Below are 23,084 nucleotides of genomic sequence, written 5' to 3'. Positions count from 1 at the left end.
GGGTTGTCCACAGGGTAAAACCGGCGCCTACCTGGCCCGATGTGCGTTCAGGCGGATTCGTCGGGATCGGTGGACTCGCCGGAGCCCGGCTCGCCCTTCTCCCGCTCGGCGCGTTCGCGCGCCTCGGTCTCGCGCAACTGGGCGATCGGATCGTCGAACGCCGCCGCTTCTCCGCCGATGACGCGGTCGAGGAACGCGGCCGGGTTGTCGAGGTCCGACGAGTCCGGCAGCAGATCCGGGTGCGCCCATACCTTGTCCCGCGCGTCCGGCCCGGCATCGGTGGTGAGCCGGCGCCACAGGGCCGCGGCCTCGCGCAGCTTCCGCGGCCGCAACTCGAGACCGACGAGAGTCGCGAAGGTCTGCTCGGCGGGCCCGCCGCTCGCGCGGCGGCGGCGCAGCGTCTCGCTCAGCGCGGCCACCCCGGGCAGCCGGTCGCCGAGCGCGTCGGCGACCACGGTCTCCACCCAGCCCTCGACCAGGGCGAGCAGCGTTTCGAGGCGTTCGAGGGCCTGCTTCTGCTCGGGGGTGGTCTGCGGCTCGAACGCCGCACCCTTGAGCAGTTCCTCGATCTTCGACGGATCCGTCAGCGCCATGGGATCGATACCCTGGGCGAGGTCCTCGATCGCGGAGAAGTCCATCCGGATGCCACGCGCGTAGTCCTCCACAGTGGACAGCAGGCGCGAGCGCAGCCACGGCACGTGGCTGTAGAGCCGTTGGTGTGCCGCCTCTCGGGCGGCGAGGAAGACCAGGACTTCCTGGGCCGGCTGCTCGAGTCCGTCACCGAACGCCTCGATCGCGGCGGGCATCAGCGCCGCGGTGCCCGCGGGCCCGAGCGGCAGGCCGATGTCGGTCGAGGTCAGGACCTCCTTGGCGAGCTGCCCGAGGGCCTGGCCGAGCTGGGAACCGAACGCCAGCCCGCCCATCTGGGAGAACATGCCGAGCATCGGCCCGGCCATCGCCCGGGCCTCTTCCGGCAGGCCCTGCATCCACATGCCGTTGACCTGCTCGGCCACCGGATCGCACAGGCGTTTCCACGTCTCGAGCGTGTTGTCGAGCCAGTCGACGGGCGTCCACGCGACGGTGCGGGTCGCGCCCGCGGGCAGGGTCGTCGCCCCGTCGAGCCACAGTTCCGCCAGATGTGCGGCGTCCCGGACGGCATCCGCCGACCCGGACGACACCGGGGTGACGGAGCCGATCTGCTGGCGGGCGAGCTTGCCGGCCACCTCGTAGTTGACCGGCCCGGAACCGCCGGACCCCACCGCGCTGCCCATGCCGCTGAGCATCTGACCGAACTGTGTCAGCATCTGCCCGAGCGCCGCCGGGTCGAAGCCCTGCGCGCCGAACGGGTTGTCGCCGCTCGCGCCGAACGGGGCACCGCCTGCGCCGGGGGCCCCGAAACCGAAGGGGAACCCGCCGGTGGCGCCGCCCTGGGACCCGGCGCCTTCCGGACCGGCACCCTCGGCGCCGGATCCCTCGGCGCCGGAACCGGAATCCTTCCTGCGGTCCGGGTCGTCGTCGGGATTCGAGAATCCGAAAGGCGTGTCGCTCATGTCGTCAACGGTACAAGGCGCACCGCGGGGTGGCGGCCCCCGCGATCACGCTGATCGCGAACATCGCCGCTCCGGATACCCTGGCCGGGTGAATCGACGGCTCGTGACGATCCTGGCGGCGCTGTTCCCCGCGCTGCTGCTGGTGACGGTGGCGCTGAACGTGAAGGTGCCGTACGTGGCGCTCGGTCCGGGCCCGACGTTCGACACCCTCGGCGAGATCGACGGCAAGGCTGTCGTCGCCATCGAGGGCGCCGACACCGACCCCACCAGTGGCGAGCTCGTGATGACCACGGTCGGGGTCAGCGACCGCCTGACCGTGGCGCAGGCGCTCTCGGCGTGGCTGGGCAGCCGGTACGGGATCGCCCCCCGCGAGCAGATCTACCCGCCCACCGCGACCAGGGAGCAGGTCAAGGAGGCGGACGCCGCCCAGTTCGAGCAGTCCGAACGCAGCGCGGAACTCGCCGCCCTGCACCACCTCGACCTGCCCGTCGTCCTGCGCGTCGCCAGGGTCGGCGAGTCCGGGCCCTCCGCCGGCGTGCTGCGCGAGGGCGACCGGCTCGTCACCGTCGCCGGGGAGCCGGTGACCACCGCCGGCAGCGTGCAGCGGGCCGTCGCCGCGGTCGCGCCCGGCACCCCGGTCGACGTCGTGCTCGTGCGCGACGGGGTCGAGCAGACCGCCTCGGTGACCGTGGGAGCCCGCCCCGACGATCCGGACAAGGGCTTCCTCGGCATCAGCCCCGAGGAGGTCCCGGACGTGCCGTTCGACGTGACGTTCAACCTCGCCGACGTCGGTGGCCCGTCGGCGGGGCTGATCTTCAGCCTCGCCGTGGTCGACAAGCTCAGCCCCGGCGAGCTCAGCGGCGGCGAGGTCGTCGCAGGCACCGGCACCATCGAATCCGACGGGGTCGTCGGCCCGATCGGCGGCATCACCCACAAGCTCGTCGGGGCGGCGGAGGACGGCGCCACGGTGTTCCTCGTGCCCGCCGACAACTGCGCCGAGGCACAGAGCGACGCCCCCGACGGGATGCGGCTGGTCAAGGTCGAGACCCTCGAGGGCGCGATCGACGCGCTCGGCTCCCTCGCCGCCGGCGGCGACGCGCCCACCTGCGGCTAGGCCGTCGTGCGGGACCGGTCCTAGTCGTCGCCCGGTTCGAGGGTCGCGTACAGGGCGGACACCACGTTCGGCGCGAGGTTGTCGTAGGTGCGCAGCTCGATCCCGGCGAACGGGTCGTCCTCGTCGGTGGGCCTCAGCTGCAGCAGCGACAGCGACGGACCGTCGCGCAGGACCGCCGCGATCAGGCGGGCATCGCGCCGCTCCGGGTGCCCGTGCGCCGCGGCCCGGGCGGCCTCGTCGGCGGCGTGCGGATCGGCGAGCAGCGGCACCAGCGCGTCGTCGAGATCCGACTCCGCGCTCGGGGGCAGCACCACGATCTCCTGCACCAGGGCGCAGCCGGCGACGGAATCAGGCCAGCTGGTGGTGGCGAGGAACTCGTCGAGGGCGGGGCTGCCGCCTTCGACGTCGTCGGGGAAGGCCTCCTGCTCCACCGGGGTGTACTCGTGGCCCTCGTCGAGCTGGTCGAGCAGGGTGGGTTCCGACGCCGCCAGCAGGGCCGTGGGCACCAGCGCGAACATCGTCGGCGGCTGTCCCCAGCCACCGGCGTCGACGAAGTCGACGATCTCACCGACGCACCGGCGCAGGGCGTCTTCGGACGGGACGGGATGACTGTCGCTCACGGACATATCCTTGCATCGTCGCCGGGTCTCGTCGCCGCGCGGCGTGGTGGTCGCCTCATTCCGTAGAGTGGGGCGAAACGGTCACCGCGAGTGCCGTGGGTGACAGTCGGGGTGAACAGCTGCGGCGCGTTCGCGTCGCCGGAGAATTGGGAGTGTGGCACGTGGGCATGAGGCCCCCCACCGGAGTACCTTCGCTGTCGAAACGCAGCAAGATCCTGCTGAGCCTGGCCGTGGTGGCCGCGGTGCTGCTGCTGGTCGGTCCCCGACTGGTGGACGCCTACACCAACTGGCTGTGGTTCGGCGAGGTCGACTTCCGTGACGTGTACCTGAAGGTGCTGTTGACCCGGATCGTCCTGTTCCTCCTCGTGAGCCTGTTCGTGGGCGGTGTGGTGTGGCTGGCGCTGCTGCTGGCGTACCGATCGCGGCCGGTGTTCGTGCCCGCATCCGGGCCCAACGACCCCATCTCGCGGTATCGCACCACGGTGATGACCCGGCTGCGCACGTTCGGCCTCGGCATTCCGATCGTGCTCGGCGTGCTGTCGGGCCTGATCGCGCAGGCGAGCTGGGTGACCGTGCAGATGTTCTTCAACGGCGGCTCGTTCGGCACCACGGACCCCCAGTTCGGGCTGGACGTCGGGTTCTACGCCTTCGACCTGCCGTTCTACCGCTTCCTGCTGAACTGGATGTTCGTGGCGGTCATCCTGGCGCTCTTCGCCAGCCTGGTCACCCACTACATCTTCGGCGGCATCCGGCTCGCCGGCCGCGGCGGCAGCCTCACCCGCGCCGCCCGCATCCAGCTGGCCGTGCTGGCCGGGATCTTCGTTGCGCTCAAGGCGATCGCGTACTGGCTCGACCGGTACGCACTGCTGTGGAGCGGGCGCAAGGAGCCCACCTTCACGGGCGCGGGCTTCACCGACATCAATGCCGTGCTGCCCGCGAAGCTGATCCTGATGGCGATCGCGGTCATCTGCGCGGTGGCGTTCTTCGCGGCCATCGTGCTGCGTGACCTGCGCATCCCGGCGATGGCGACGGCCCTGCTCGTGCTCTCGTCGATCCTCGTCGGGGCCGTGTGGCCGCTGGTGGTCGAGCAGTTCTCCGTCCGGCCGAACGCCGCCGTCAAGGAGTCCGAGTACATCGAGCGCAACATCGCGGCGACGCGTGAGGCCTACGGCATCACGGACGAGATCGTGGAGTACCGGGATTACCCCGGCGTGGGCACCACGTCACCGCGCAACGTGCCGGCGGACGTGACCACCATCGCCAACACCCGCCTGCTCGATCCCAACGTGCTGCCGCGCACCTTCACCCAGCAGCAGCAGCTGAAGAACTTCTACGGGTTCCCGCCGTCGCTGGACATCGACCGGTACGAGATCGACGGGGAGCGCGAGGACTACATCGTCGCCGCCCGCGAGCTGTCGCCGTCGAGCCTGACGGGCAACCAGACCGACTGGATCAACAAGCACACGGTGTACACCCACGGCAACGGCCTGGTCGCGGCTCCCGCCAACCGAGTGAACGCGGCCGCCAGCGAGTCCGCGGAAGAGGCCGCGAACAGCAACAGTGGCTACCCGGTGTACATGGTCAGCGACATCGCATCGCTCGAGTCGGGCAACCAGGTGATTCCGGTCGAGCAGCCGCGGATCTACTTCGGTGAGGTCATCGCGCAGGAGGAGCCCGACTACGCGATCGTCGGTGCCGCCGAGGGGGAGGCCCCGCGGGAGTACGACACCGACACCGCGCAGTACACCTACACCGGCTCGGGTGGCGTCTCGATCGGCAACTGGTTCAACCGGCTCGCGTTCGCGTCCAAGTACGCCGAACGCAACATCCTGTTCTCGAGCGCCATCGGCAGCGAGTCGAAGCTGCTGTTCAACCGCGACCCGCGGGACCGGGTGACGAAGGTCGCGCCGTGGCTCACCGCCGACGGCGACGCCTATCCCGCCGCGGTCGACGGGCGCATCGTGTGGATCGTCGACGCCTACACCACGCTCGACAACTACCCGTACGCGCAGCGCAGTTCCCTCGAAGGGCTCGTCGAGGACAGCGTCGACCAGAACACCGGCCGGCTGCTGCCCCGCAAGGAAGTCTCCTACATCCGGAACTCGGTGAAGGCGACGGTCGACGCGTACGACGGCACTGTGACCCTCTACCAGGTCGACGATCAGGACCCGGTCCTGAAGGCGTGGATGGGTGTCTTCCCCGATGCGGTGACCCCGCAGGATCAGATCTCCGACGAGCTCCGCTCGCACTTCCGGTACCCGGAGGACCTGTTCAAGGTGCAGCGCGAGATGCTCGCGAAGTATCACGTGGACGACCCGCGCGAGTTCTTCACCAACAACGCGTTCTGGTCGGTGCCGAGCGATCCGACGGTGGACACGACCGCGAACCAGCCGCCGTACTACGTGCTGATCGGTGACGAGGAGACGGCCCGCCCGTCGTTCCGGCTCACCTCGGCGATGGTGGGCTTCAACCGGCAGTTCCTGTCCGCGTACATCTCGGTGGACTCGGACCCGGACAACTACGGCAGGTTCACGATCCTGCGGCTGCCGACCGACACCCAGACGTTCGGTCCCGAACAGACGCAGAACGCGATGATCTCCGACACGCGCGTCGCGTCGGAGCGGACCCTGCTCGAGAGATCCAACCGGATCCAGTACGGCAACCTGCTGACGTTGCCCATCGCCCAGGGCGGGATCCTCTACGTCCAGCCGATGTACACGGAACGCAGTTCGGCGACGGGGAGCACGTCGACGTTCCCGCAGCTGTCCCGGGTGATCGTCAGCTATCGCGAGCCCGGCCCTGCCGGCGGCGTGCGCATCGGCTACGCCCCCACTCTCGCCGCGGCGCTGGACCAGGTCTTCGGGGCCGGTGTCGGCAGTGCGGCCACCGCGCCGGGTGGCGAGTCGGCGCCCACCGCGCCGGTCGAGGGGACGGAGCAGGACGGTCAGGCAGCGGCTCCGGCGCCCGCTCCGGCGCCGAACCCCGCTCCCGCCCCGGCTCCCGCGGACCGGGCGGCCGCGGTCGCCGAACTCGACGCGGCGCTGGCCGAGCTCAGTGCGGCCCAGAGCACGGGCGACTTCGCCGCCTACGGCCGTGCGCTGCAACGGGTGCAGGCGGCCGTGGACGCGTACCAGTCCACCGGCGGCTGATCCCTTCCGCGACGAACGGGGCCCCGCGCACGAGGTGCGCGGGGCCCCGTCGGTTCGAGGACGACTCGGCGTCCGGCCGGGGCAGCCGCTCTCGCACTGCAGGTCGGCCGCCTCGCCACGCGATTGTTATTCCACCGTTATGTGAGCGGGGTCGTCGCGCGAGTGTGTCCCAGGACACAGGATGAGGGGCGAAAACGGCCTTCGCCCAGGCGATTTGCATTCCGTTCATCGGGCCGTGTAACTTCGTTCTTGCAACGCGGGGTGGAGCAGCTCGGTAGCTCGCTGGGCTCATAACCCAGAGGTCGCAGGTTCAAATCCTGTCCCCGCTACCAAGTGGAAGGGCCCGGCACCGGATCATCCGGTGCCGGGCCCTTCCCATGTGCTCAGGGCTTCATGTCGACGAGCACGCGTCGCAGCAGCTTTCCCGTCGCGTTGCGCGGCAGCTCGTCGAGGAAGACGACGTCGCGCGGGACCTTGTAGCGGGCCAGGTTCGCCTTGACGTACTCCTTGATCTCCTCGGCGTCGCGCTCGGAGCCCTCCGCCGGCACCACGAAGGCGCGCAACCGGTGACCGAAGTCCGGATCCTCCACGCCGACCACCGCGGCGTCGAACACGTCGTCCCGCTCGACGAGGAGGTTCTCCACCTCGAGCGGGTACACGTTCTCGCCGCCGGAGACGATCATGTCGTCGTCTCGGCCGTCGACGAACAGCAGCCCATCCTCGTCGAAGTGCCCCACGTCGCCTGTCGAGAGCAGACCGTTGATGCGCTCCTTGTCCCGGCCGTCGGTGTAGCCGTCGAAGCTCAGACCGCTCGCGACGAAGATCCGGCCCACCTCGCCGGGCGTCGTGATCCGGTTGCCGGCCTCGTCGTACAGTTCGACCCGGCACGTCACCGGCGGTCGTCCGGCCGTGCCCGGCGCCCGGCGGATGTCCTCGGGAGTGGCGACCGTGGCCACCGCGCATTCGGTGGAGCCGTACAGGTTGTGCAGCACGTCGCCGAAGTATTCACGGGTGCGCCGGCACACGTCCGGCGACAGCGCGGACCCGGCGGAGAAGATGATCTGCAGGCTCGACGTGTCGTACCGCCCGATCGTCTCGCCGCCGAGGTCCAGGATCCGCTGCAGCATGGTCGGCACGACGACCAGCACGTTGGCCCGGTGCCGCTCGATCAGGCGAACCGTCTCGAGCGGGTCGAACCGTCGCTCCATCACCACCGTCTGCCCCAACGCCAAGGCGAGCCCGAACTGCGAGATTCCGGTCCCGTGGAACGCCGGCGCCGCCATCAGCATCGTCTGTCCCGGCCGCAGCGGTACCCGGTCCAGGAACTGCGCCGAGGCGAGCGGCGACGTGCGCTCGCGCGGGGCGCCCTTGGGTGTGCCGGTGGTGCCGCTGGTGAGCAGAACGAAACCGCCCAGCGTGCTCGGCGGCGGAACGGCGGACCCGTCGAACTGCGCGAGCACGGACTCGATGCCCGGTGGGCCCGGCTCGTCGCCCTCGGGCCACGAGCTGTAGGTCCGCACCTCCGGCGGCAGGGCGGCCGCCACCGCCGCGAACTCGGCGTCGTAGACGAAGGTGCCCACACCTTCGCGCGCGGCGACGTCCGCGAGCTGCCGCGGAGCGAACCCGGTGTTCATCATGACCAGCTTGGCGCCGAGCTTGGCGGCGGCGAGCATGGTGAGAACGAGTCCGCGATGGTTGCGGGCCATCAGGCCCATCACGTCCCCCGCCGCGACGCCGTCGGCCTGCAGCGCCCGCACGAGCGCGTTCGACTGCGCCTCGAGTTCCTGGTAGCTCAGCCGGCCACGCTCGTCGACGAGGGCGACGGCGTCGAAGCCACGCGCGGCGTGGGCGTGCACCGGTCCGGCGAACGGACCGTAGCGGCTCACCGCGACGAGGGTGCCGATCCCGTGGTCCACCCGGGGGAAGTGCAGCAGCCCGGAGCGGGCGAGCACCCGTACGGCGCCCAGCGTGTCGGTCACCCCCCCGGCGGCACCGGTGATCCTGTCGATGATGTCCTGCCCGGGCATGCTGTCCCCTTCGAGCTCGTGCCGGATTCGCGTCACCGCAACCCTAGTGGTGACGCGCCTCACAGTCATGGACATTCGTCCGAATTGCCGGCGGGCACCCGGACGGGAGGCGATTCCGGCCCGCGCGGCGGTGACGGCAGGATCCGTTCGTGATCCGATACCTCGCCTCCGGGGCGTTCGAGTGACCGAGGAACGGTGGCGCCGCCTGTCCGAATGGCCGATGGCCACCGCGGCGGGGATGTTCCTGGCCGCGTACGCATGGCTGGTGCTCGCCCAGCCGGCGGACGGCACGGCGCGGGTGGGCGAGGCGGTGATGGTGCTCACCTGGGTGTCACCACGGTCGGCTACGGCGATTTCGCCCCCGTCACGGCCACCGGCCGGCTGATCGCGGCCGCCCTGATGATCGCGGGCATCGCCCTGCTCGGTGTCGTGACGGTCACGTTGGCGTCCTGGCCGGTCGAGCGTGTGGGCGAGCAGGACGAGGCGAGCCAGGCGGTGACACGGGCGCAGGTGGCCGCGCTGACGGTCGAGGTGGTCGCCCTCCGCGAAGATCTCCGCCGCGCACGTGAGGACGATTCCGCCGGCTCTCGCGTGTAGCGGACCGCCCCCGGAGCGCGAGAGGGCCCCCACCGTCGGTGCCTACGGCGGGGGCCCGACCCCTCGGAGAAGTGGTCTGTGACCTGCTACTTCAGCTCGGTGCTCGACAGGCCCAGCAGCCGCCGCGCGATGATGAGCTGCTGGATCTGCTGGGTGCCCTCGAAGATGTCGAGGATCTTCGAGTCGCGCGCCCACTTCTCGAGCAGCGGACGCTCGGAGTAGCCGTAGGTGCCGGCCAGTTCGACGGCCTTGAGGGTGACCGCGGTGCCGGTGCGGCCGGCCTTGGCCTTGGAGATCGAGGCCTCGAGCGAGTTGGGATGCTTGTTGTCGGCCATCCACGCGGCCCGCAGCGCCTGCAGGTAGGCCGCCTCCCAGTCGGCCTCGAGTGCGAGGAACTCGGCGGCCGCGGCGTGCTGGTTGCAGGCCGGGATGTCGTAGGACACCTCGACGCCGGCCTCGGCGAGGATGCCGCGCAGTTCCTCGAGCGCCGCGCGGGCGACGCCGACGGCCATGCCGGCGACGATCGGGCGGGTGTTGTCGAAGGTCTGCATGACCCCCGCGAACCCCTTCTCGACGTTCACCTCGGGGCTGCCGAGCAGGTTGTCCTTCGGGATCCGGCAGTTGTCGAGCACCAGGACGGCGGTGTCGGAGGCCTTGATGCCGAGCTTGTGCTCGAGGCGCGCCACGCTCAGGCCGGGGGCGTCCCGCGGGACGACGAACGACTTGATCGCCGCGCGCCCCTTCGACCTGTCGACGCTCGCCCACACCACCACGTGGGTCGAGCGCTCGCCGGCGGTGACGAAGATCTTCTCGCCGTTGAGGACCCACTCGTCGCCGTCGAGGACGGCGGTGGTGGTCACGGCGGCGGAATCGGAGCCGAAGCTCGGCTCGGTGATCGCCATCGACGCCCACACCTTGCCGAAGCGTTCGAGCTGCTCGTCGGTGGCGACGGCGGCGATCGCCGAGTTGCCGAGCCCCTGGTAGGGGATCGACAGGGTGAGCCCCACGTCGCCCCAGCAGGTTTCGATCACATTGAGCAGCGACGCCATGTTGCCGCCGTTGACGTTGCCGGCCTGCTTCTTCGGCTCGTCGCCGCGGCCGAGCGCCGCGCCCGAGGCGCCCTGGCCGGAGTCGTTCAACCCCTCGACCATCGCGGCCATCGTGTCGAGCTCGACCGGGTACACGTGCTCGGCGAGGTCGTACTTGCGCGAGACGGGACGGAAGATCTGCGCGGCGACCTGGTGCGCCTGGTTCGCCGACGCCTTGAGCCTCTTGGGAAGTTCGAGATTGATCATCACAGATTCCTAGGTGTGAGGTGACGCTGCCGGATCGGGCGGCTCAGACGAGGACGACGCCCTCGGCGACGCCCACGGCGCGCAGGTCGCGGTACCAGCGTTCGACGGGGTGTTCCTTGGTGAAGCCGTGGCCACCGAGCAGCTGGACGCCGTCGAGGCCGATCCGCATGCCCTTGTCGGTGGCGAGCTTGCGGGCCAGCGCCGCCTCCCGGGCGAAGGACAGGCCCTGCTCGGCGCGGGCCGCGCCGCGCAGCGTGACCAGCCGGATGCCGTCGAGCTCGATCTTCATGTCGGCGACCATGAAGGCGACGGCCTGCCGGTGGCTGATCGGTTCGCCGAACGCCTCCCGTTCGTTGACGTAGGGGACGACGTAGTCGAGCACGGCCTGCCCGGTACCCATGGCGAGGGAGGCCCAGCCCAGGCGGGCGAGGCGGACCGCGTCCGCGTACTGCTCGGCGCGTGCGTCGGCGTCCGCGTCGCCGAGCAGGGCGGCCTGCGGGACGGCGACGTCGGTCAGATGCAGCCGGCCGAGCCCGGCGGCACGCAGGCCCATCGACGGGTCGGCCTCGATCGCGACGCCCTTGCTGTCGGACTCGACCAGGAACAGCGACGGCTTTCCGTCGAGCTCGGCGGCGACGACGAACAGCTCGGCGCTGCCGGCGGCCGGCACGAGGGACTTGACGCCGTTGAGCCGGTAACCGCTGGGGGAGCGCACCGCCTTGGTCTGCAGCGCGAACGGGTCGAACAGGGCGCGCGGCTCGGTGATCACGACACAGGCCTGCGGGACGTCGTCCCCGGCGAACGCCGGCAGGTAGGTCCGCTGCTGCTCCTCGGTGCCCCACTGGGTGAGGGCGACCGCGACGCCGCTCGGCGCGAGGATCGGCAGGGCCAGCCCCATGTCGCCGTGGGCGAGCGCCTCGGCGACGAGCGCGTTGGTGACGGCGCCCCGCTCGGTGGCGGCTCCTTCGAACGCCTCGGGCACATTGACGAGGGTGATGCCGAGTTCGGCGGCCCGGGCGAGGAGGTCGGTGGGGGCGGCGGCCGCCTCGTCGGCGTCGTGCGCGGCGGGCCGCAGGATCTCGGCGGCGAACTCGCGGACGGTCTCGGCGATCATCTGCTGATCGTCGGTGGGGGTCAGGTCGAACAGGTCGGTGCGGACGGCGGGGTCGAGGCGCTGAGGTGCGTTGCCGCCGGTGACCTTCTTGAAGGTACGGGTGGCGGCGCCGAGCGTCTTGAAGCCGGTCTTGGTGGACTGGTAGGTCACCCGGTCGATGGCCTGCCGGAGGTTGTACCGGTCCGCGAGTTCCGAACCGGTGATCCGCGTGAGCACCCGCATCGCGGCGCCCATGGCGTCCCGTCGGAGGGGATTCAGGCCCACCGCGGACGTGTCGCGAGGGGTGTTCCGGGCCACACTCTCTTGCTTGCTCATGATCACCAGAAGTTTCTCGATGTGGGGACGGACACCACTACCTTACTCCGGAGTAAGGTAGGTGTCTACTATCAAGTAAGTTCGGGGTGGGCGGGAGCCGCGCGGATCACCGCAGGCGCGTGAGCACGCCCTCGTGCAGCGCCCCGTTGGTGGCTACCGCGCTGCCGCCGTGCGGGCCGGCCGCACCGTCCAGATTCGTGAACCGGCCTCCCGCCTCCCGGATCAGCACGTCGAGCGCGGCCAGGTCCCACAGGGACACCTCGGGCTCGAGGGCGATGTCGACCGCACCCTCTGCGAGCAGGCAGTACGAATAGAAGTCGCCGTAGGCCCGCACCCGCCACACCTCGTCGGTGAGCGCGACGAACTCGTCGCGCCGACCGCGATCGCGCCAGCCGGACAGGCTCGAGAAGCTCAGCGACGCCGCGGACAGGTCGGTGACCTGCGAGACGGCGATGCGGCGCGGCTCTGCGCCGTCGTGCGCCATCCACGCGCCCGCGCCCGCCGCGGCCCACCAGCGACGGTTCAGCGCCGGGGCGCTCACCACCCCCACCACGGGCACGCCGTCGTCGAGCAGGGCGATGAGGCTGGCCCACACCGGCACGCCGCGCACGAAGTTCTTCGTCCCGTCGATCGGATCGACCACCCACTGCCGGCCGGTGAACACCGCGTCGCCGCCGAACTCCTCGCCGAGGATCGCGTCGCCCGGGCGCTCGGCGCCGAGGGTGCCGCGCACGGCGCGTTCGACGCCGAGATCGGCATCCGACACCGGTGTCAGGTCCGGCTTGTCGGTGACGGTCAGGTCGAGGGCGCCGAACCGGGTGCGCGTGATGGCGTCCGCCTCGTCGGCGAGGCGCAGGGCGAGGTCCAGATCGGCCGAGAGGTCGGTGCTCATGCCTCAGACGCTAGCCGAGAGCCCACCGGGCCCCGAGCGGTGGCGAGGTACCGCCGCACACCCGGTAACCTTGGGAATCGTGCATCCCGATGTTTCCGCAGACCTGGCCGAACTGGCGACCACCCTCGAGACCGTCGAGGCGGTTCTCGACGTGGACGAGCTGCGTCGGCGTATCGACGAACTCGAGCACCAGGCCGCCGACCCGGAGCTGTGGAACGACCAGGAGCACGCGCAGCAGGTCACCAGCCAGCTCTCGCACGCCCAGGGCGAACTCCGCCGCGTCGAGGAGCTGCGCTCCCGGCTCGACGACCTACCGGTGCTCTACGAACTCGCCGAGGGCGAGGAGGGTGAGGACCGCGCCGCCGCCATGGCCGACGCCGACGCCGAGCGGGCCGGCCTGCGCACCGACATCGAGGCGATGGAGGTGCGCACGCTCCTGTCCGGCGAGTACGACCAGCGCGACGCGCTGGTCAACATCCGCGCCGGCGCCGGCGGCGTCGACGCCGCGGACTGGGCCGAGATGCTCATGCGCATGTACATCCGGTGGGCCGACAAGCACGGCTACCCGGTCGAGGTGTACGACACCTCGTACGCGGAGGAGGCCGGCATCAAGTCCGCGACCTTCGCGATCAAGGCGCCCTACACGTACGGCACCCTGTCGGTCGAGATGGGCACCCACCGGCTCGTGCGGATCAGCCCCTTCGACAACCAGGGCCGCCGCCAGACGTCGTTCGCCGAGGTCGAGGTGCTGCCGGTCGTCGAGACCACCGACCACATCGACGTCGACGAGAACGACATCCGCGTCGACGTGTACCGCTCGTCCGGCCCGGGCGGGCAGTCCGTCAACACCACCGACTCCGCGGTGCGCCTGACCCACATCCCCACGGGCATCGTCGTCACCTGCCAGAACGAGAAGTCGCAGTTGCAGAACAAGGTTTCGGCCATGCGCGTGCTGCAGGCCAAGCTGCTCGAACGCAAGCGGCAGGAGGAGCGCGCGGAGATGGACGCGCTCAAGGGCGACGGCGGCAGCTCGTGGGGCAACCAGATGCGCTCCTACGTCCTGCACCCGTACCAGATGGTCAAGGACCTGCGCACCGAGTACGAGGTGAACAACCCGGCCGCCGTCCTCGACGGCGACATCGACGGGTTCCTCGAAGAGGGCATCCGGTGGCGCATGCGCGAGAACCAGAAGCAGAATCAATAACACGGCTACGGAGGATCCACCCTGTTTCCCGGTACCAGGCTCCTCGACTGGCTGTCGACCAGCGGTCTGCAGATCGCGCTGACCGTGCTCGGCGCTGTCCTCGTCGCGCGGTTCGTCAGCTGGACCGGCGGCCGCATCACCCGCCGCATCGACGAGACGTATCAGCAGTCCGACGCGCTGGTGCGCTCGGAGGTGACGAAACACCGGCACTCGGTGGCGCAGGTGATCACCTGGGTGGTCATCACGTTCGTCTACATCGTCGCCACCCTGAAGGTGTTCGACTACCTCGCGCTGCCCATCGGCAGCCTGGTGGCCCCCGCGACCGTCCTCGGCGCGGCGCTCGGCTTCGGCGCCCAGCGCATCGTCCAGGACATTCTCGCCGGATTCTTCATCATCACCGAACGGCAGTACGGGTTCGGTGACACGGTCCAGATCTCGGTCACCGGGGCCTCCGCCGACGCCGTCGGCACGGTCGAGGACGTCACCCTGCGCGTCACCAAGCTGCGCAACGCCGCCGGCGAGGTCATCACCGTGCCCAACGGGCAGATCAACAAGGCCGTCAACCTCTCCAAGGACTGGGCCCGTGCGGTCGTCGACGTGCCGATCCCGGTCACGGCCGACATCGCGGAGGTCAACGACATCCTGCACGAGGTCGGCGTCAATGCCTTCGAGGACGAGAAGCTGAAGGAACTGCTGCTCGACGAGCCCACCGTGATGGGCGTCGAGAGCCTCGAGGTCGACCAGGTCAGCGTTCGCATGGTCGCGCGCACCCTGCCCGGCAAGCAGTTCCAGGTGGGACGGGAACTGCGCGTGCGGGTCGCGCTCGCGTTGCGCCGGCAGGGCCTCACCGTCCATCCACAGCTCGACACGTCCACCCCGATCCACGGGATCGAGGCGGTGCGGTGAGCGAGCCTCGCAGGTTCCACATCCCGGACCACGTCTTCGGCGGCCGGCTGCGTACCGCCACCCTGGCCCTGTGCCTGGTGTGGCTGGGGCTGTGGGTGCTCTACCTGTACCTCAACCCGGAGGAGGAACGGGGCACGGCGACGGCGCCGCCGGGCGCGGTGGTCGTCAGCGAGACGCCGTACGTGCCGTACGTGCCCGAGCCCACCACCGCCGAACCGAGCCCCACGACGACCACTACGGAGCCGACCCCGACGACGACCACGCCGGCGCCGACCGGGACCGGATCCACGCCCGGCGGAGCGGGTTCGCGCACCGTTCCCGAGGCCCCGGCCCCGACGACCACGACGACTCAGCCCGGCCTGCGGCTGCCCGAGATTCCGATTCCCGGCCTCGGCGATTCGTCCCCCGCCGAACCTACCGGCGAGTCGGTTCCTTAGGTCACCGTCCGATAACGGCTAGCATGGCGGCGTGATCCGCCTGGAGAATGTGTCCAAGTCGTACAAGACGTCGACCCGGCCCGCCCTCGACAAGGTGAGCGTCGAGATCGACAAGGGCGAGTTCGTCTTCCTCATCGGCCCGTCCGGTTCCGGGAAGTCGACCTTCCTGCGGCTGCTCCTGCGTGACGACACGCCCACCTCCGGTGACATCCACGTGGCGGACTTCCACGTCAACCGCCTGTCGGCGCGCCGGGTGCCCAGGTTGCGGCAGAACCTCGGCTGCGTATTCCAGGACTTCCGGCTGCTGCAGCGCAAGACGGTGGCCGAGAACGTCGCGTTCGCGCTCGAGGTGATCGGCAAGCCCCGCTCGGTCGTCGCTCGCACCGTGCCCGAGGTGCTCGACCTCGTCGGCCTGTCCGGCAAGGCCGACCGCCTGCCCACCGAACTGTCCGGCGGCGAACAGCAGCGCGTCGCGATCGCCCGGGCCTTCGTGAACCGGCCCCTGGTGCTCATGGCCGACGAACCGACCGGCAATCTCGACCCGGACACCAGCCAGGACATCATGATGCTGCTCGAGCGCATCAACCGCACGGGCACCACCGTGCTCATGGCCACCCATGACCACCACATCGTCGACTCCATGCGGCGCCGCGTGGTCGAGCTCGATCTCGGTCGGGTCGTGCGCGACGAGGCGCGCGGCGTCTACGGCGTCGGTCGCTGACCGCGCTCCTCCGCTCCCATCGCTCTCGCCCCTCCGGCAACCGAAGGACTTCGACACTCCATGCGTGCCAGCTTCATCCTGAGCGAGGTCGTCACCGGCCTGCGCCGCAACCTGACCATGACCGTCGCGATGATCCTGACCACCGCGATCTCCCTCGGCCTGTTCGGCGCGGGTCTGCTCGTCGTGCAGATGGCCGACAAGACGCAGCAGATCTTCCTCGACCGGGTCGAGGTGCAGGTGTTCCTCACCGACGACATCTCGACGCTCGACCCCGACTGCGAACAGGACATCTGCCGCACCCTGCGCTCGGACCTCGAGAACACCCCGGCGGTGGTGTCGGTGCAGTACCTCAACCGCGAGGACGCCGTCGCCGACGCGACCGAGCGGGTCTTCAAGGACCAGCCGGAGCTCGCCGAGCTCGTCAGTGCCGAGAGCTTCCCGGCCTCGTTCAAGATCAAGCTCTCGGATCCCGACCGCTTCGGGGTGATCGAGGACCAGTTCGCCGTCCGTCCCGGTGTCGACAGCGTGCTCAATCAGAAGGACCTCGTCGAGCGGCTGTTCAGCGTGCTGGGCGGCGTCCGCAACGCCGCATTCGCGATCGCCACGGTCCAGGCGGTCGCTGCGATCCTGCTCATCGCGAACATGGTGCAGATCGCCGCGTTCACCCGCCGCACCGAGGTGGGCATCATGCGGCTGGTCGGCGCCACCCGCTGGTACACCCAGCTGCCGTTCCTGCTCGAGGCCGTCGTGGCGGCCGTGATCGGCGCGGCGCTGGCGATCGCGGGGTTGTTCGTCGCGAAGGGCGCCTTCGTCGACGAGGTGCTCTCGGAGGTCTACGAGGCCAACATCGTCGCCCGCATCTCCAACAGCGACGTGCTGCTGGTCTCGCCGATCCTGGTGCTGGTGGGCGTCGGCATGGCGGCCCTGACCGCCTACGTCACCCTGCGCCTGTACGTGCGTGAATAGCCGCGCGTCGGTGCGCGGGAATATCTCGTTGCGTCCGCTACCTATGCTGTACACAGATCTGTCGGACGCATCGAGGACCGGAGGGGCCCGAAAGTGGAGGACCGGAGGGGCCCGAAAGTGAAGGAAAAGGGCCGCAAGGTCATCGCCACGAATCGCAAGGCACGGCACAACTACACCATTCTCGACACGTACGAGGCCGGAGTCGCGCTCCTGGGCACCGAGGTCAAGAGCCTGCGCGAGGGCAAGGCGTCGCTCGTCGACGCGTTCGCCACCGTCGACGACGGCGAGGTGTGGCTGCGCGGGCTGCACATCCCCGAGTACGGGCACGGCACGTGGACCAACCACGCGCCCCGGCGCACCCGCAAGCTGCTGCTGCACCGCCGGGAGATCGACAACCTCGTCGGCAAGACCCGTGAGGGCAACCAGACCCTGGTCCCGCTGTCGATGTACTTCTCCGACGGCAAGGTGAAGGTCGAATTGGCGCTGGCCAAGGGCAAGCAGGACTACGACAAGCGGCAGGACCTGGCCCGTCGCACCGCCGAGCGCGAGGTGACCCGCGAGCTCGGCCGGCGGGTGAAGGGCATGCGCTGACGGCGATCGTGCTCGCCCTGGTGGCCGCGGTCGGCTACGGGGTGAGCGACTTCCTCGGCGGGGTCGCGTCCCGCCGGGTGGCGGCGCTGCGGTTCGTGATCGTCTCGTACCCGCTGTCGCTGCTGCTGGTGCTCGCCGCCGCGCCGCTCGTGGGCGGCGACCTCACCCCCGAGTCCCTCGGCTGGGGTGCGGCGGCCGGTGTCGCCGGCGGGCTCGCGATCTGGTGGTTCTATCTCGCGCTCGCCGCGGGCCCGATGTCGGTGGTGTCCCCGCTCACCGCCGTGCTCGTGGCCGGTATCCCGGTGCTCGTCGGGATCGCGACGGGGGAGCGGCCCGGACCGGTCGCCTACGCCGGCATCGCGATCGCCCTCGTCGCCGTCGTGCTGGTCAGTCGCGAATCGAAGGAAGGCGTCGCCGGGGACGAGCAACCCCGATTCACCGCGAACGTGGCGTGGCTGACCGTCGGCTCCGGAGTCGCGTTCGCGCTGATGTTCGTCGCGCTGCACCGCGTCCCCGCGGGCACCGGCCTGTGGCCCCTCGGCATGTCCCGGCTCACGGCGACACTCGTCGTGTGGGCGGTGGCCCTGGGCGTGCGGCAGATGATCCGGCCGCCGAGCCGGGTCTATCCGCACATCATCGCGGTCGCGGTGCTGGACGTGATCGCCAACGGTGCGCTGATGTTCGCCTTCCAGGGCGGCATGCTGTCGCTGGTGAGCGTCATCGGCGCGCTGTACCCGGCGGCGACCGTGCTGCTGGCGATGGTCGTGCTGGGCGAGCGCATCGGGCGGGGCCAGATGACCGGAATGGTGCTCGCCCTCACCGCCGTCGGCATGATCACCGCGGCCGCCTGAGGGCTGTGAGCCACGTCATTCGCATCACGGTGGAAATGGGAATGACGGAGGGGGGTCCGCGCGTTAAAGTGGGTAGTCCTGCGAAGGCCGCAGGTACGTACGGGGCTGAACGGTTTCGACTGCGTACGTTGAGCTAGGGGAAGCGTGTCGGTGCAGGCAAGAGACCACCGTAAGCGTCGCTGCAAACCAATAAGCGCCGAGTCTACTCAGCGCGAGTACGCCCTCGCTGCCTAAGCGAGTGCGTCTCTGTCAGACCGGGTGTGCTCCCGCCCCGGATCCTGGCATCGACTAGGGAGCTCCACCGTACGGCTCGGTCGCGGAGCCGGACGGGACAACAAACAGCGACTGGGATCGTCATCTCGGCTTGTTCGCGGGACCGGGAGATCCAAGTAGAGACATAGCGAACTGCACACGGAGAAGCCCTGGCGAGGCGGCGGAGGACCCGGGTTCGATTCCCGGCAGCTCCACCGGAAACGCGAAGGACCCCGGCCACCCGGCCGGGGTCCTTCGCATATGCCGGACCTCTACGGTTACCGGCATGGAGTACAAGCCGACGGCCGTCGTCGCCGCGGGCGGCGCGGTGGGCGCTGTCACCCGATACGCGCTGTCCGTGCAATTCCCCGGCATCTGGACGATCGCGGCGATCAACATCGCCGGTTCGCTGCTGCTCGGCGTCGTCGCAGCGATGCTCGGTCCCGACCGGCTGTGGCGCCTGTTCCTCGGCGTCGGTGTGCTCGGCGGGTTCACCACCTTCTCCACGTTCGCCGTCGACGCGGTCCGCCACCCCGCGACTGCCGTCGTCTATGTGGCCGTGACACTCGTGGGGGCACTCGCGGCGGCGCGCGCCGGCATGGCGGCCGGTGAGGCGTGGCGGCACCGGACGGCCCGATGACCGTCCTGCTCGTCGCCCTGGGCGGCGGTGCCGGAGCGGTCCTGCGCTATCTCGCGGGCCGGCACGTCCGCTCCTACCGCAGCGTCCCGGTGGCGACCCTGACCGTCAACGTCCTCGGTTGCCTGCTGCTCGGTGTGCTGTCCGGGGCCGCGCTCGCGCCCTCGACGTTCGCGCTGCTCGGCACGGGGTTCTGCGGGGGCCTGACCACCTACTCGACGTTCGCCGTCGAGACGGTCGGTCTCGTCCGGGTGCGCCGCCCGGTCACCGCGACGGTGTATGCGGCGGTGAGCGTGCTCGCCGGCACGGCCGCGGCCTGGGCCGGGTATGCCCTCACGTCCTGACCGACGGCGATCGGCGCGCGCCGGGCACGCCGGGCGGGCAAGATGAGCAGGGCAAGGTCGGGTGGACGAGGAGGTCACATGGCGCACGAACGAGCGGGACAACCGGCGGCGGCGGAGGATCTGGAGGACCTCGCGCACCTGGTCACCGCGTACTACACGGTGACGCCGGACCCGCAGGATCCGATGCAGCAGGTGGCCTTCGGCACCTCCGGTCACCGCGGTTCCAGCCTCGACGGCGCCTTCAACGAGCAGCACATCCTCGCCACCACCCAGGCGATCGTCGAGTACCGGGCGGCGCAGCAGATCACCGGTCCGCTGTTCCTCGGCCGCGACACCCACGCGTTGTCGGAGCCGGCGTGGACGAGCGCACTCGAGGTGCTCGCCGCCAACGGCGTCGACGTGGTGATCGACGCTCGCGACCGCTACACGCCGACCCCGGCCGTGAGCCACGCGATCCTGCGGCACAACGCCGGCGCTGGATCCGGTGCCCGCGCCGACGGCATCGTCGTCACCCCGTCGCACAATCCACCCCGCGACGGCGGCTTCAAGTACAACCCGCCGCACGGCGGGCCCGCCGACACCGATGCGACGTCGGCGATCGCGGCGCGCGCCAACGAACTGCTCGCCGCGGGGCTGAACGGGGTGCGCCGGGTGCCCGCCGTCCGGGCGCTCGCCGACGCCGGCCGGCACGATTTCCTCGCCGCCTACATCGACGACCTGCCGAACGTCGTGGATCTCGACGCCGTCCGCGACGCCGGGTTGCGCGTCGGCGCCGATCCGCTCGGCGGCGCCAGCGTCGACTACTGGGGCGAGATCGCCGAGCGGCACCGGCTGGACCTGACCGTCGTCAACCCGCTCGTCGACGCCACCTGGCGGTTCATGACCCTCGACACCGACGGCAGGATCCGGATGGACTGCTCGTCGCCCAACGCGATGGCGTCGCTGATCGGCGCCCGCGACCGCTACGACCTGGCGACCGGCAACGACGCCGACGCCGACCGGCACGGCATCGTCACCCCCGACGGGGGGCTGATGAACCCGAACCACTACCTCGCGGTCGCCATCGACTACCTGTACCGGCACCGGTCCGGATGGTCGGCCGAGGCGAAGGTCGGCAAAACCCTCGTGAGCTCGTCGATGATCGACCGCGTGGCCGCGGGCCTGGGCCGGGGTCTGCTCGAGGTGCCGGTGGGCTTCAAGTGGTTCGTTCCCGGCCTGCTCGACGGCAGCCTCGGCTTCGGTGGAGAGGAGAGCGCCGGCGCCTCCTTCCTGCGGCGCGACGGCTCGGTGTGGACCACCGACAAGGACGGCATCCTGCTGGCCCTGCTCGCGTCCGAGATCACCGCCGTGACCGGCACGACCCCCTCCCGGCGCTACGCCGAGCTCGCCGAGCGCTACGGCGACCCGTCGTACGCCCGGGTCGACGCGCCCGCGACGCGCGAGCAGAAGGCCGTCCTGGCGAAGCTCTCGCCCGACCAGGTCGACGCCACCGAACTCGCCGGCGAGCCGATCACCGCGACCCTCACCGCCGCGCCGGGCAACGGTGCCGCGCTCGGGGGCCTGAAGGTCACGACGGAGAACGCGTGGTTCGCGGCCCGGCCCTCCGGCACCGAGGACGTGTACAAGATCTACGCCGAATCGTTCCTCGGCCCGGAGCATCTCGCCCGCGTCCAGGACGCGGCGCGGGACCTGGTGTCCCACGTCCTCGGCTGAGCCCGCACCGGCGGGACGCGCCCGCCCTCCCGGTCGTGCGCGTCGCTAACATCAGGCCATCATGCGAACACGCGACGCCGCCCTGCCGCGGGAGATCTGGGTCCTGGTCAGCGCGGCCTTCGTCATCGCCCTCGGTTTCGGTCTCGTCGCACCCGCGCTGCCGCAGTTCGCGCGCAGCTTCGGGGTGGGGGTCACCGCGGCGTCCGTCGTCATCTCGGCGTTCGCGGCGATGCGCCTGCTGTTCGCCCCCGCGAGCGGAAACCTCGTGCAGCGGCTGGGGGAGCGGCCGGTGTACACCGCCGGCGTGCTCATCGTGGCGCTGTCCACCGGCGCCTGCGCCTTCGCGACGGACTACTGGCAGCTGCTGCTGTTCCGGGCGCTCGGCGGCATCGGCTCCACCATGTTCACCGTCTCGGCGCTCGGGTTGCTGATCCGCATCTCGCCGCCGAACGCGCGGGGCCGGGTGTCGGGGCTCTACGCGACGAGCTTCCTGCTCGGCAACATCGGTGGCCCCCTCGCCGGGGGCGCCCTGGTCGGGCTGGGCCTGCGGGCACCGTTCCTCATCTATGCGGTGGCGCTGCTCGTCGCGGCGGCGGTCGTGTTCGTGAGCCTGCGTCACTCCGCGCTTGCCGTGCCGGACTCCGGCGGCGCCATGCCGGTGATGCGGCTGCGGGAGGCTCTGCGGTCGCCGGTGTACCGGGCCGCGCTCGGGTCGAACTTCGCCAACGGCTGGGTCGTCTTCGGCGTGCGGGTGGCGATGGTGCCGCTGTTCGTCGTGGAGGTCCTCGGGCGCGACGCCGGCCTCGCCGGGGTGGCACTGACGGTGTTCGCCGTGGGCAATGCCCTGGTCCTGATGGTCTCCGGGCGGTTGTCCGACCGGTTCGGCCGCCGCCCGTTCGTCCTGCTGGGGCTGGTGGTGTGCGGGACCAGCACGATCGCGATGGGCCTCACCACGAACCTCGCGCTGTTCTTCGCGACGTCGCTGCTGGCCGGCGTCGGGTCCGGCCTGATGAACCCGGCCCAGCAGGCGTCCGTCGCCGACGTGGTCGGCAGCAGGGCGCGCGGGGGCCCGGTGCTGGCGACGTTCCAGATGACCGCGGATGTGGGGGCGGTGATCGGACCGGTCGCCGCCGGAATCCTGGCGCAGCAGGTGTCGTACGGGGCCGCCTTCGCCGTGACCGGCGCCGTCATGCTGCTCGTCGCCGTGCCCTGGGCGCTGGCGCCGCGGCCCGCCCGGAAACCCACAGTGACCGAAGCCACGGAGATCTGACCCCAGTCGTCGGTACTGTCGAAGGGGTGTGGATTCCCCTGTTCAGCCTGATCGCCCGGCTCGGTCTCGCTGCCGTGTGGCTGATCTCCGGATGGATCAAGTTCGCCGATCCGTCACAGACCGTCGTGGCCGTCCGCGCATACCAGTTGTTGCCCGAGGCGCTCGTACGGCCCGTTGCGGCCGGTCTGCCGATCCTCGAACTCGTGCTCGGCCTGCTGCTGCTGATCGGACTCGCGGTGCGCGCCGCAGCGGTCGTGGGCGCGGCTGCGCTGCTGACCTTGATCGCGGTGATCGCCTCGGTCTGGGCCCGCGGCCTGTCCATCGACTGCGGATGCTTCGGCGGCGGTGGAGCGGCGGACGTGAACGGCTGGGACTACGCCGGGGAGATCGCACGAGACCTCGGCTTCCTCGCCCTGGCCGGGTGGTTGACGGTGTTCCCGCGCAGTCCGTTCGCGCTCGGTCTCGGCTCACGGGCGAGGCTCTCAGCACGCACTCAGCCCGCGATGGCAGAGTGATCCC

At 70.5% G+C, this 23,084-nt stretch carries 22 protein-coding genes, 1 tRNA gene and 1 other RNA gene; 18 read left to right on the top strand and 6 right to left on the bottom strand.

The features are described from left to right. Positions 1-47: 47 nt before the first annotated feature. Positions 48-1,550, bottom strand: coding sequence for a zinc-dependent metalloprotease (locus tag HFP48_RS17410; protein ID WP_168579799.1), 1,503 nt, complete (start codon positions 1,548-1,550; stop codon positions 48-50). Between the two features lie 88 nt (positions 1,551-1,638). Here HFP48_RS17410 and HFP48_RS17405 point away from each other — a divergent pair, with 88 nt between their 5' ends. Next, on the top strand, positions 1,639-2,664 hold the full coding sequence (locus HFP48_RS17405; protein WP_168579798.1) for a PDZ domain-containing protein: 1,026 nt from the start codon (positions 1,639-1,641) through the stop codon (positions 2,662-2,664). Between the two features lie 20 nt (positions 2,665-2,684). On the opposite strand, the gene HFP48_RS17400 is transcribed toward HFP48_RS17405, so the two are convergent. Continuing rightward, the gene (locus tag HFP48_RS17400; protein ID WP_037200991.1) at positions 2,685-3,290 is read right to left on the bottom strand and encodes a PPA1309 family protein; all 606 of its coding nucleotides are present in this window, start codon (positions 3,288-3,290) and stop codon (positions 2,685-2,687) included. A gap of 155 nt (positions 3,291-3,445) precedes the next feature. Between HFP48_RS17400 and HFP48_RS17395 the strand changes: the two genes are divergently transcribed. After that, positions 3,446-6,433: a UPF0182 family protein gene (locus HFP48_RS17395; RefSeq protein WP_210432762.1), complete on the top strand. Its 2,988-nt coding sequence runs from the start codon at positions 3,446-3,448 to the stop codon at positions 6,431-6,433. A 255-nt stretch (positions 6,434-6,688) separates the two neighbouring features. Next, positions 6,689-6,765: transfer RNA gene (locus HFP48_RS17390), tRNA-Met, on the top strand. Between the two features lie 51 nt (positions 6,766-6,816). On the opposite strand, the gene HFP48_RS17385 is transcribed toward HFP48_RS17390, so the two are convergent. After that, entirely contained in the window at positions 6,817-8,460 is a 1,644-nt protein-coding gene (locus tag HFP48_RS17385) for an acyl-CoA synthetase (protein ID WP_029544536.1), read from the bottom strand. A 181-nt stretch (positions 8,461-8,641) separates the two neighbouring features. On the opposite strand from HFP48_RS17385, the gene HFP48_RS31645 reads away from it, so the two are divergent. Then, entirely contained in the window at positions 8,642-8,845 is a 204-nt protein-coding gene (locus HFP48_RS31645) for a hypothetical protein (RefSeq protein WP_051359198.1), read from the top strand. A gap of 14 nt (positions 8,846-8,859) precedes the next feature. Beyond that, on the top strand, positions 8,860-9,057 hold the full coding sequence (locus HFP48_RS31635; RefSeq protein WP_051359197.1) for a hypothetical protein: 198 nt from the start codon (positions 8,860-8,862) through the stop codon (positions 9,055-9,057). An 86-nt stretch (positions 9,058-9,143) separates the two neighbouring features. On the opposite strand, the gene HFP48_RS17375 is transcribed toward HFP48_RS31635, so the two are convergent. The 3 genes from HFP48_RS17375 to hisN form a co-directional block, all read right to left on the bottom strand. Continuing rightward, a complete protein-coding gene (locus tag HFP48_RS17375) occupies positions 9,144-10,352 on the bottom strand; it encodes an acyl-CoA dehydrogenase family protein (protein WP_029544531.1) in 1,209 nt (402 codons plus the stop codon). 43 nt (positions 10,353-10,395) lie between these two features. Next, the gene (locus HFP48_RS17370; protein ID WP_065922418.1) at positions 10,396-11,787 is read right to left on the bottom strand and encodes an acyl-CoA dehydrogenase family protein; all 1,392 of its coding nucleotides are present in this window, start codon (positions 11,785-11,787) and stop codon (positions 10,396-10,398) included. Between the two features lie 100 nt (positions 11,788-11,887). After that, entirely contained in the window at positions 11,888-12,673 is a 786-nt protein-coding gene (gene hisN, locus HFP48_RS17365) for a histidinol-phosphatase (protein WP_006940620.1), read from the bottom strand. A 79-nt stretch (positions 12,674-12,752) separates the two neighbouring features. Here hisN and prfB point away from each other — a divergent pair, with 79 nt between their 5' ends. The 13 genes from prfB to HFP48_RS17300 all read left to right on the top strand — a co-directional run bounded on the left by prfB (position 12,753) and on the right by HFP48_RS17300 (position 23,080). Continuing rightward, positions 12,753-13,877 (top strand): peptide chain release factor 2, encoded by a 1,125-nt coding sequence (gene prfB, locus HFP48_RS17360; RefSeq protein WP_029544529.1) that lies wholly within the window; start codon positions 12,753-12,755, stop codon positions 13,875-13,877. Positions 13,878-13,928: 51 nt separating this feature from the next. Further along, a complete protein-coding gene (locus HFP48_RS17355) occupies positions 13,929-14,783 on the top strand; it encodes a mechanosensitive ion channel family protein (protein WP_044476174.1) in 855 nt (284 codons plus the stop codon). Further along, on the top strand, positions 14,780-15,220 hold the full coding sequence (locus HFP48_RS17350) for a hypothetical protein (protein WP_168579796.1): 441 nt from the start codon (positions 14,780-14,782) through the stop codon (positions 15,218-15,220). The genes HFP48_RS17355 and HFP48_RS17350 overlap by 4 nt, the downstream gene beginning before the upstream one ends. A 31-nt stretch (positions 15,221-15,251) precedes the next feature. Continuing rightward, positions 15,252-15,941, top strand: coding sequence for a cell division ATP-binding protein FtsE (ftsE, locus tag HFP48_RS17345; protein WP_029544525.1), 690 nt, complete (start codon positions 15,252-15,254; stop codon positions 15,939-15,941). A gap of 60 nt (positions 15,942-16,001) precedes the next feature. Next, positions 16,002-16,907: a permease-like cell division protein FtsX gene (ftsX, locus tag HFP48_RS17340; RefSeq protein ID WP_006940612.1), complete on the top strand. Its 906-nt coding sequence runs from the start codon at positions 16,002-16,004 to the stop codon at positions 16,905-16,907. A 117-nt stretch (positions 16,908-17,024) separates the two neighbouring features. Beyond that, positions 17,025-17,498, top strand: a complete 474-nt coding sequence (gene smpB, locus HFP48_RS17335) for an SsrA-binding protein SmpB (RefSeq protein WP_006940611.1) — start codon at positions 17,025-17,027, stop codon at positions 17,496-17,498. Positions 17,499-17,506: 8 nt separating this feature from the next. After that, positions 17,507-18,349 carry a DMT family transporter gene (locus HFP48_RS17330; RefSeq protein ID WP_168579795.1) on the top strand — a complete coding sequence of 281 codons (843 nt, stop codon included), beginning with the start codon at positions 17,507-17,509 and terminating at the stop codon, positions 18,347-18,349. A 101-nt stretch (positions 18,350-18,450) separates the two neighbouring features. Continuing rightward, positions 18,451-18,819: a transfer-messenger RNA gene (gene ssrA, locus HFP48_RS17325) on the top strand. A gap of 68 nt (positions 18,820-18,887) precedes the next feature. Further along, positions 18,888-19,241: a CrcB family protein gene (locus HFP48_RS17320; RefSeq protein WP_006940609.1), complete on the top strand. Its 354-nt coding sequence runs from the start codon at positions 18,888-18,890 to the stop codon at positions 19,239-19,241. Then, on the top strand, positions 19,238-19,582 hold the full coding sequence (crcB, locus tag HFP48_RS17315; protein ID WP_006940607.1) for a fluoride efflux transporter CrcB: 345 nt from the start codon (positions 19,238-19,240) through the stop codon (positions 19,580-19,582). The genes HFP48_RS17320 and crcB overlap by 4 nt, the downstream gene beginning before the upstream one ends. Positions 19,583-19,660: 78 nt before the next feature. Continuing rightward, positions 19,661-21,295 (top strand): phosphoglucomutase (alpha-D-glucose-1,6-bisphosphate-dependent), encoded by a 1,635-nt coding sequence (gene pgm / locus HFP48_RS17310; RefSeq protein ID WP_029544519.1) that lies wholly within the window; start codon positions 19,661-19,663, stop codon positions 21,293-21,295. A gap of 61 nt (positions 21,296-21,356) precedes the next feature. Next, positions 21,357-22,565, top strand: coding sequence for an MFS transporter (locus HFP48_RS17305; RefSeq protein WP_006940603.1), 1,209 nt, complete (start codon positions 21,357-21,359; stop codon positions 22,563-22,565). A 26-nt stretch (positions 22,566-22,591) separates the two neighbouring features. Then, on the top strand, positions 22,592-23,080 hold the full coding sequence (locus HFP48_RS17300; RefSeq protein ID WP_006940600.1) for a MauE/DoxX family redox-associated membrane protein: 489 nt from the start codon (positions 22,592-22,594) through the stop codon (positions 23,078-23,080). Positions 23,081-23,084 lie beyond the last annotated feature (4 nt).

Source organism: Rhodococcus sp. DMU1 (assembly GCF_012272955.1).
Classification (GTDB): Bacteria; Actinomycetota; Actinomycetes; order Mycobacteriales; family Mycobacteriaceae; genus Rhodococcus; species Rhodococcus aetherivorans.
Note: the sequence above shows the minus strand (reverse complement) of the source record. Positions and strands in the feature narration are given on the sequence as shown.

Bases quoted from the DNA above. Each gene is read 5' to 3' on its own strand.
- HFP48_RS17410 (WP_168579799.1), bottom strand. From the start codon at position 1,550: ATGAGCGACACGCCTTTCGGATTCTCGAATCCCGACGACGACCCGGAC.
- HFP48_RS17400 (WP_037200991.1), bottom strand. From the start codon at position 3,290: ATGTCCGTGAGCGACAGTCATCCCGTCCCGTCCGAAGACGCCCTGCGC.
- HFP48_RS17385 (WP_029544536.1), bottom strand. From the start codon at position 8,460: ATGCCCGGGCAGGACATCATCGACAGGATCACCGGTGCCGCCGGGGGG.
- HFP48_RS31635 (WP_051359197.1), top strand. From the start codon at position 8,860: ATGATCGCGGGCATCGCCCTGCTCGGTGTCGTGACGGTCACGTTGGCG.
- HFP48_RS17375 (WP_029544531.1), bottom strand. From the start codon at position 10,352: ATGATCAATCTCGAACTTCCCAAGAGGCTCAAGGCGTCGGCGAACCAG.
- hisN (WP_006940620.1), bottom strand. From the start codon at position 12,673: ATGAGCACCGACCTCTCGGCCGATCTGGACCTCGCCCTGCGCCTCGCC.
- ftsX (WP_006940612.1), top strand. From the start codon at position 16,002: ATGCGTGCCAGCTTCATCCTGAGCGAGGTCGTCACCGGCCTGCGCCGC.
- HFP48_RS17320 (WP_006940609.1), top strand. From the start codon at position 18,888: ATGGAGTACAAGCCGACGGCCGTCGTCGCCGCGGGCGGCGCGGTGGGC.
- crcB (WP_006940607.1), top strand. From the start codon at position 19,238: ATGACCGTCCTGCTCGTCGCCCTGGGCGGCGGTGCCGGAGCGGTCCTG.
- pgm (WP_029544519.1), top strand. From the start codon at position 19,661: ATGGCGCACGAACGAGCGGGACAACCGGCGGCGGCGGAGGATCTGGAG.
- HFP48_RS17305 (WP_006940603.1), top strand. From the start codon at position 21,357: ATGCGAACACGCGACGCCGCCCTGCCGCGGGAGATCTGGGTCCTGGTC.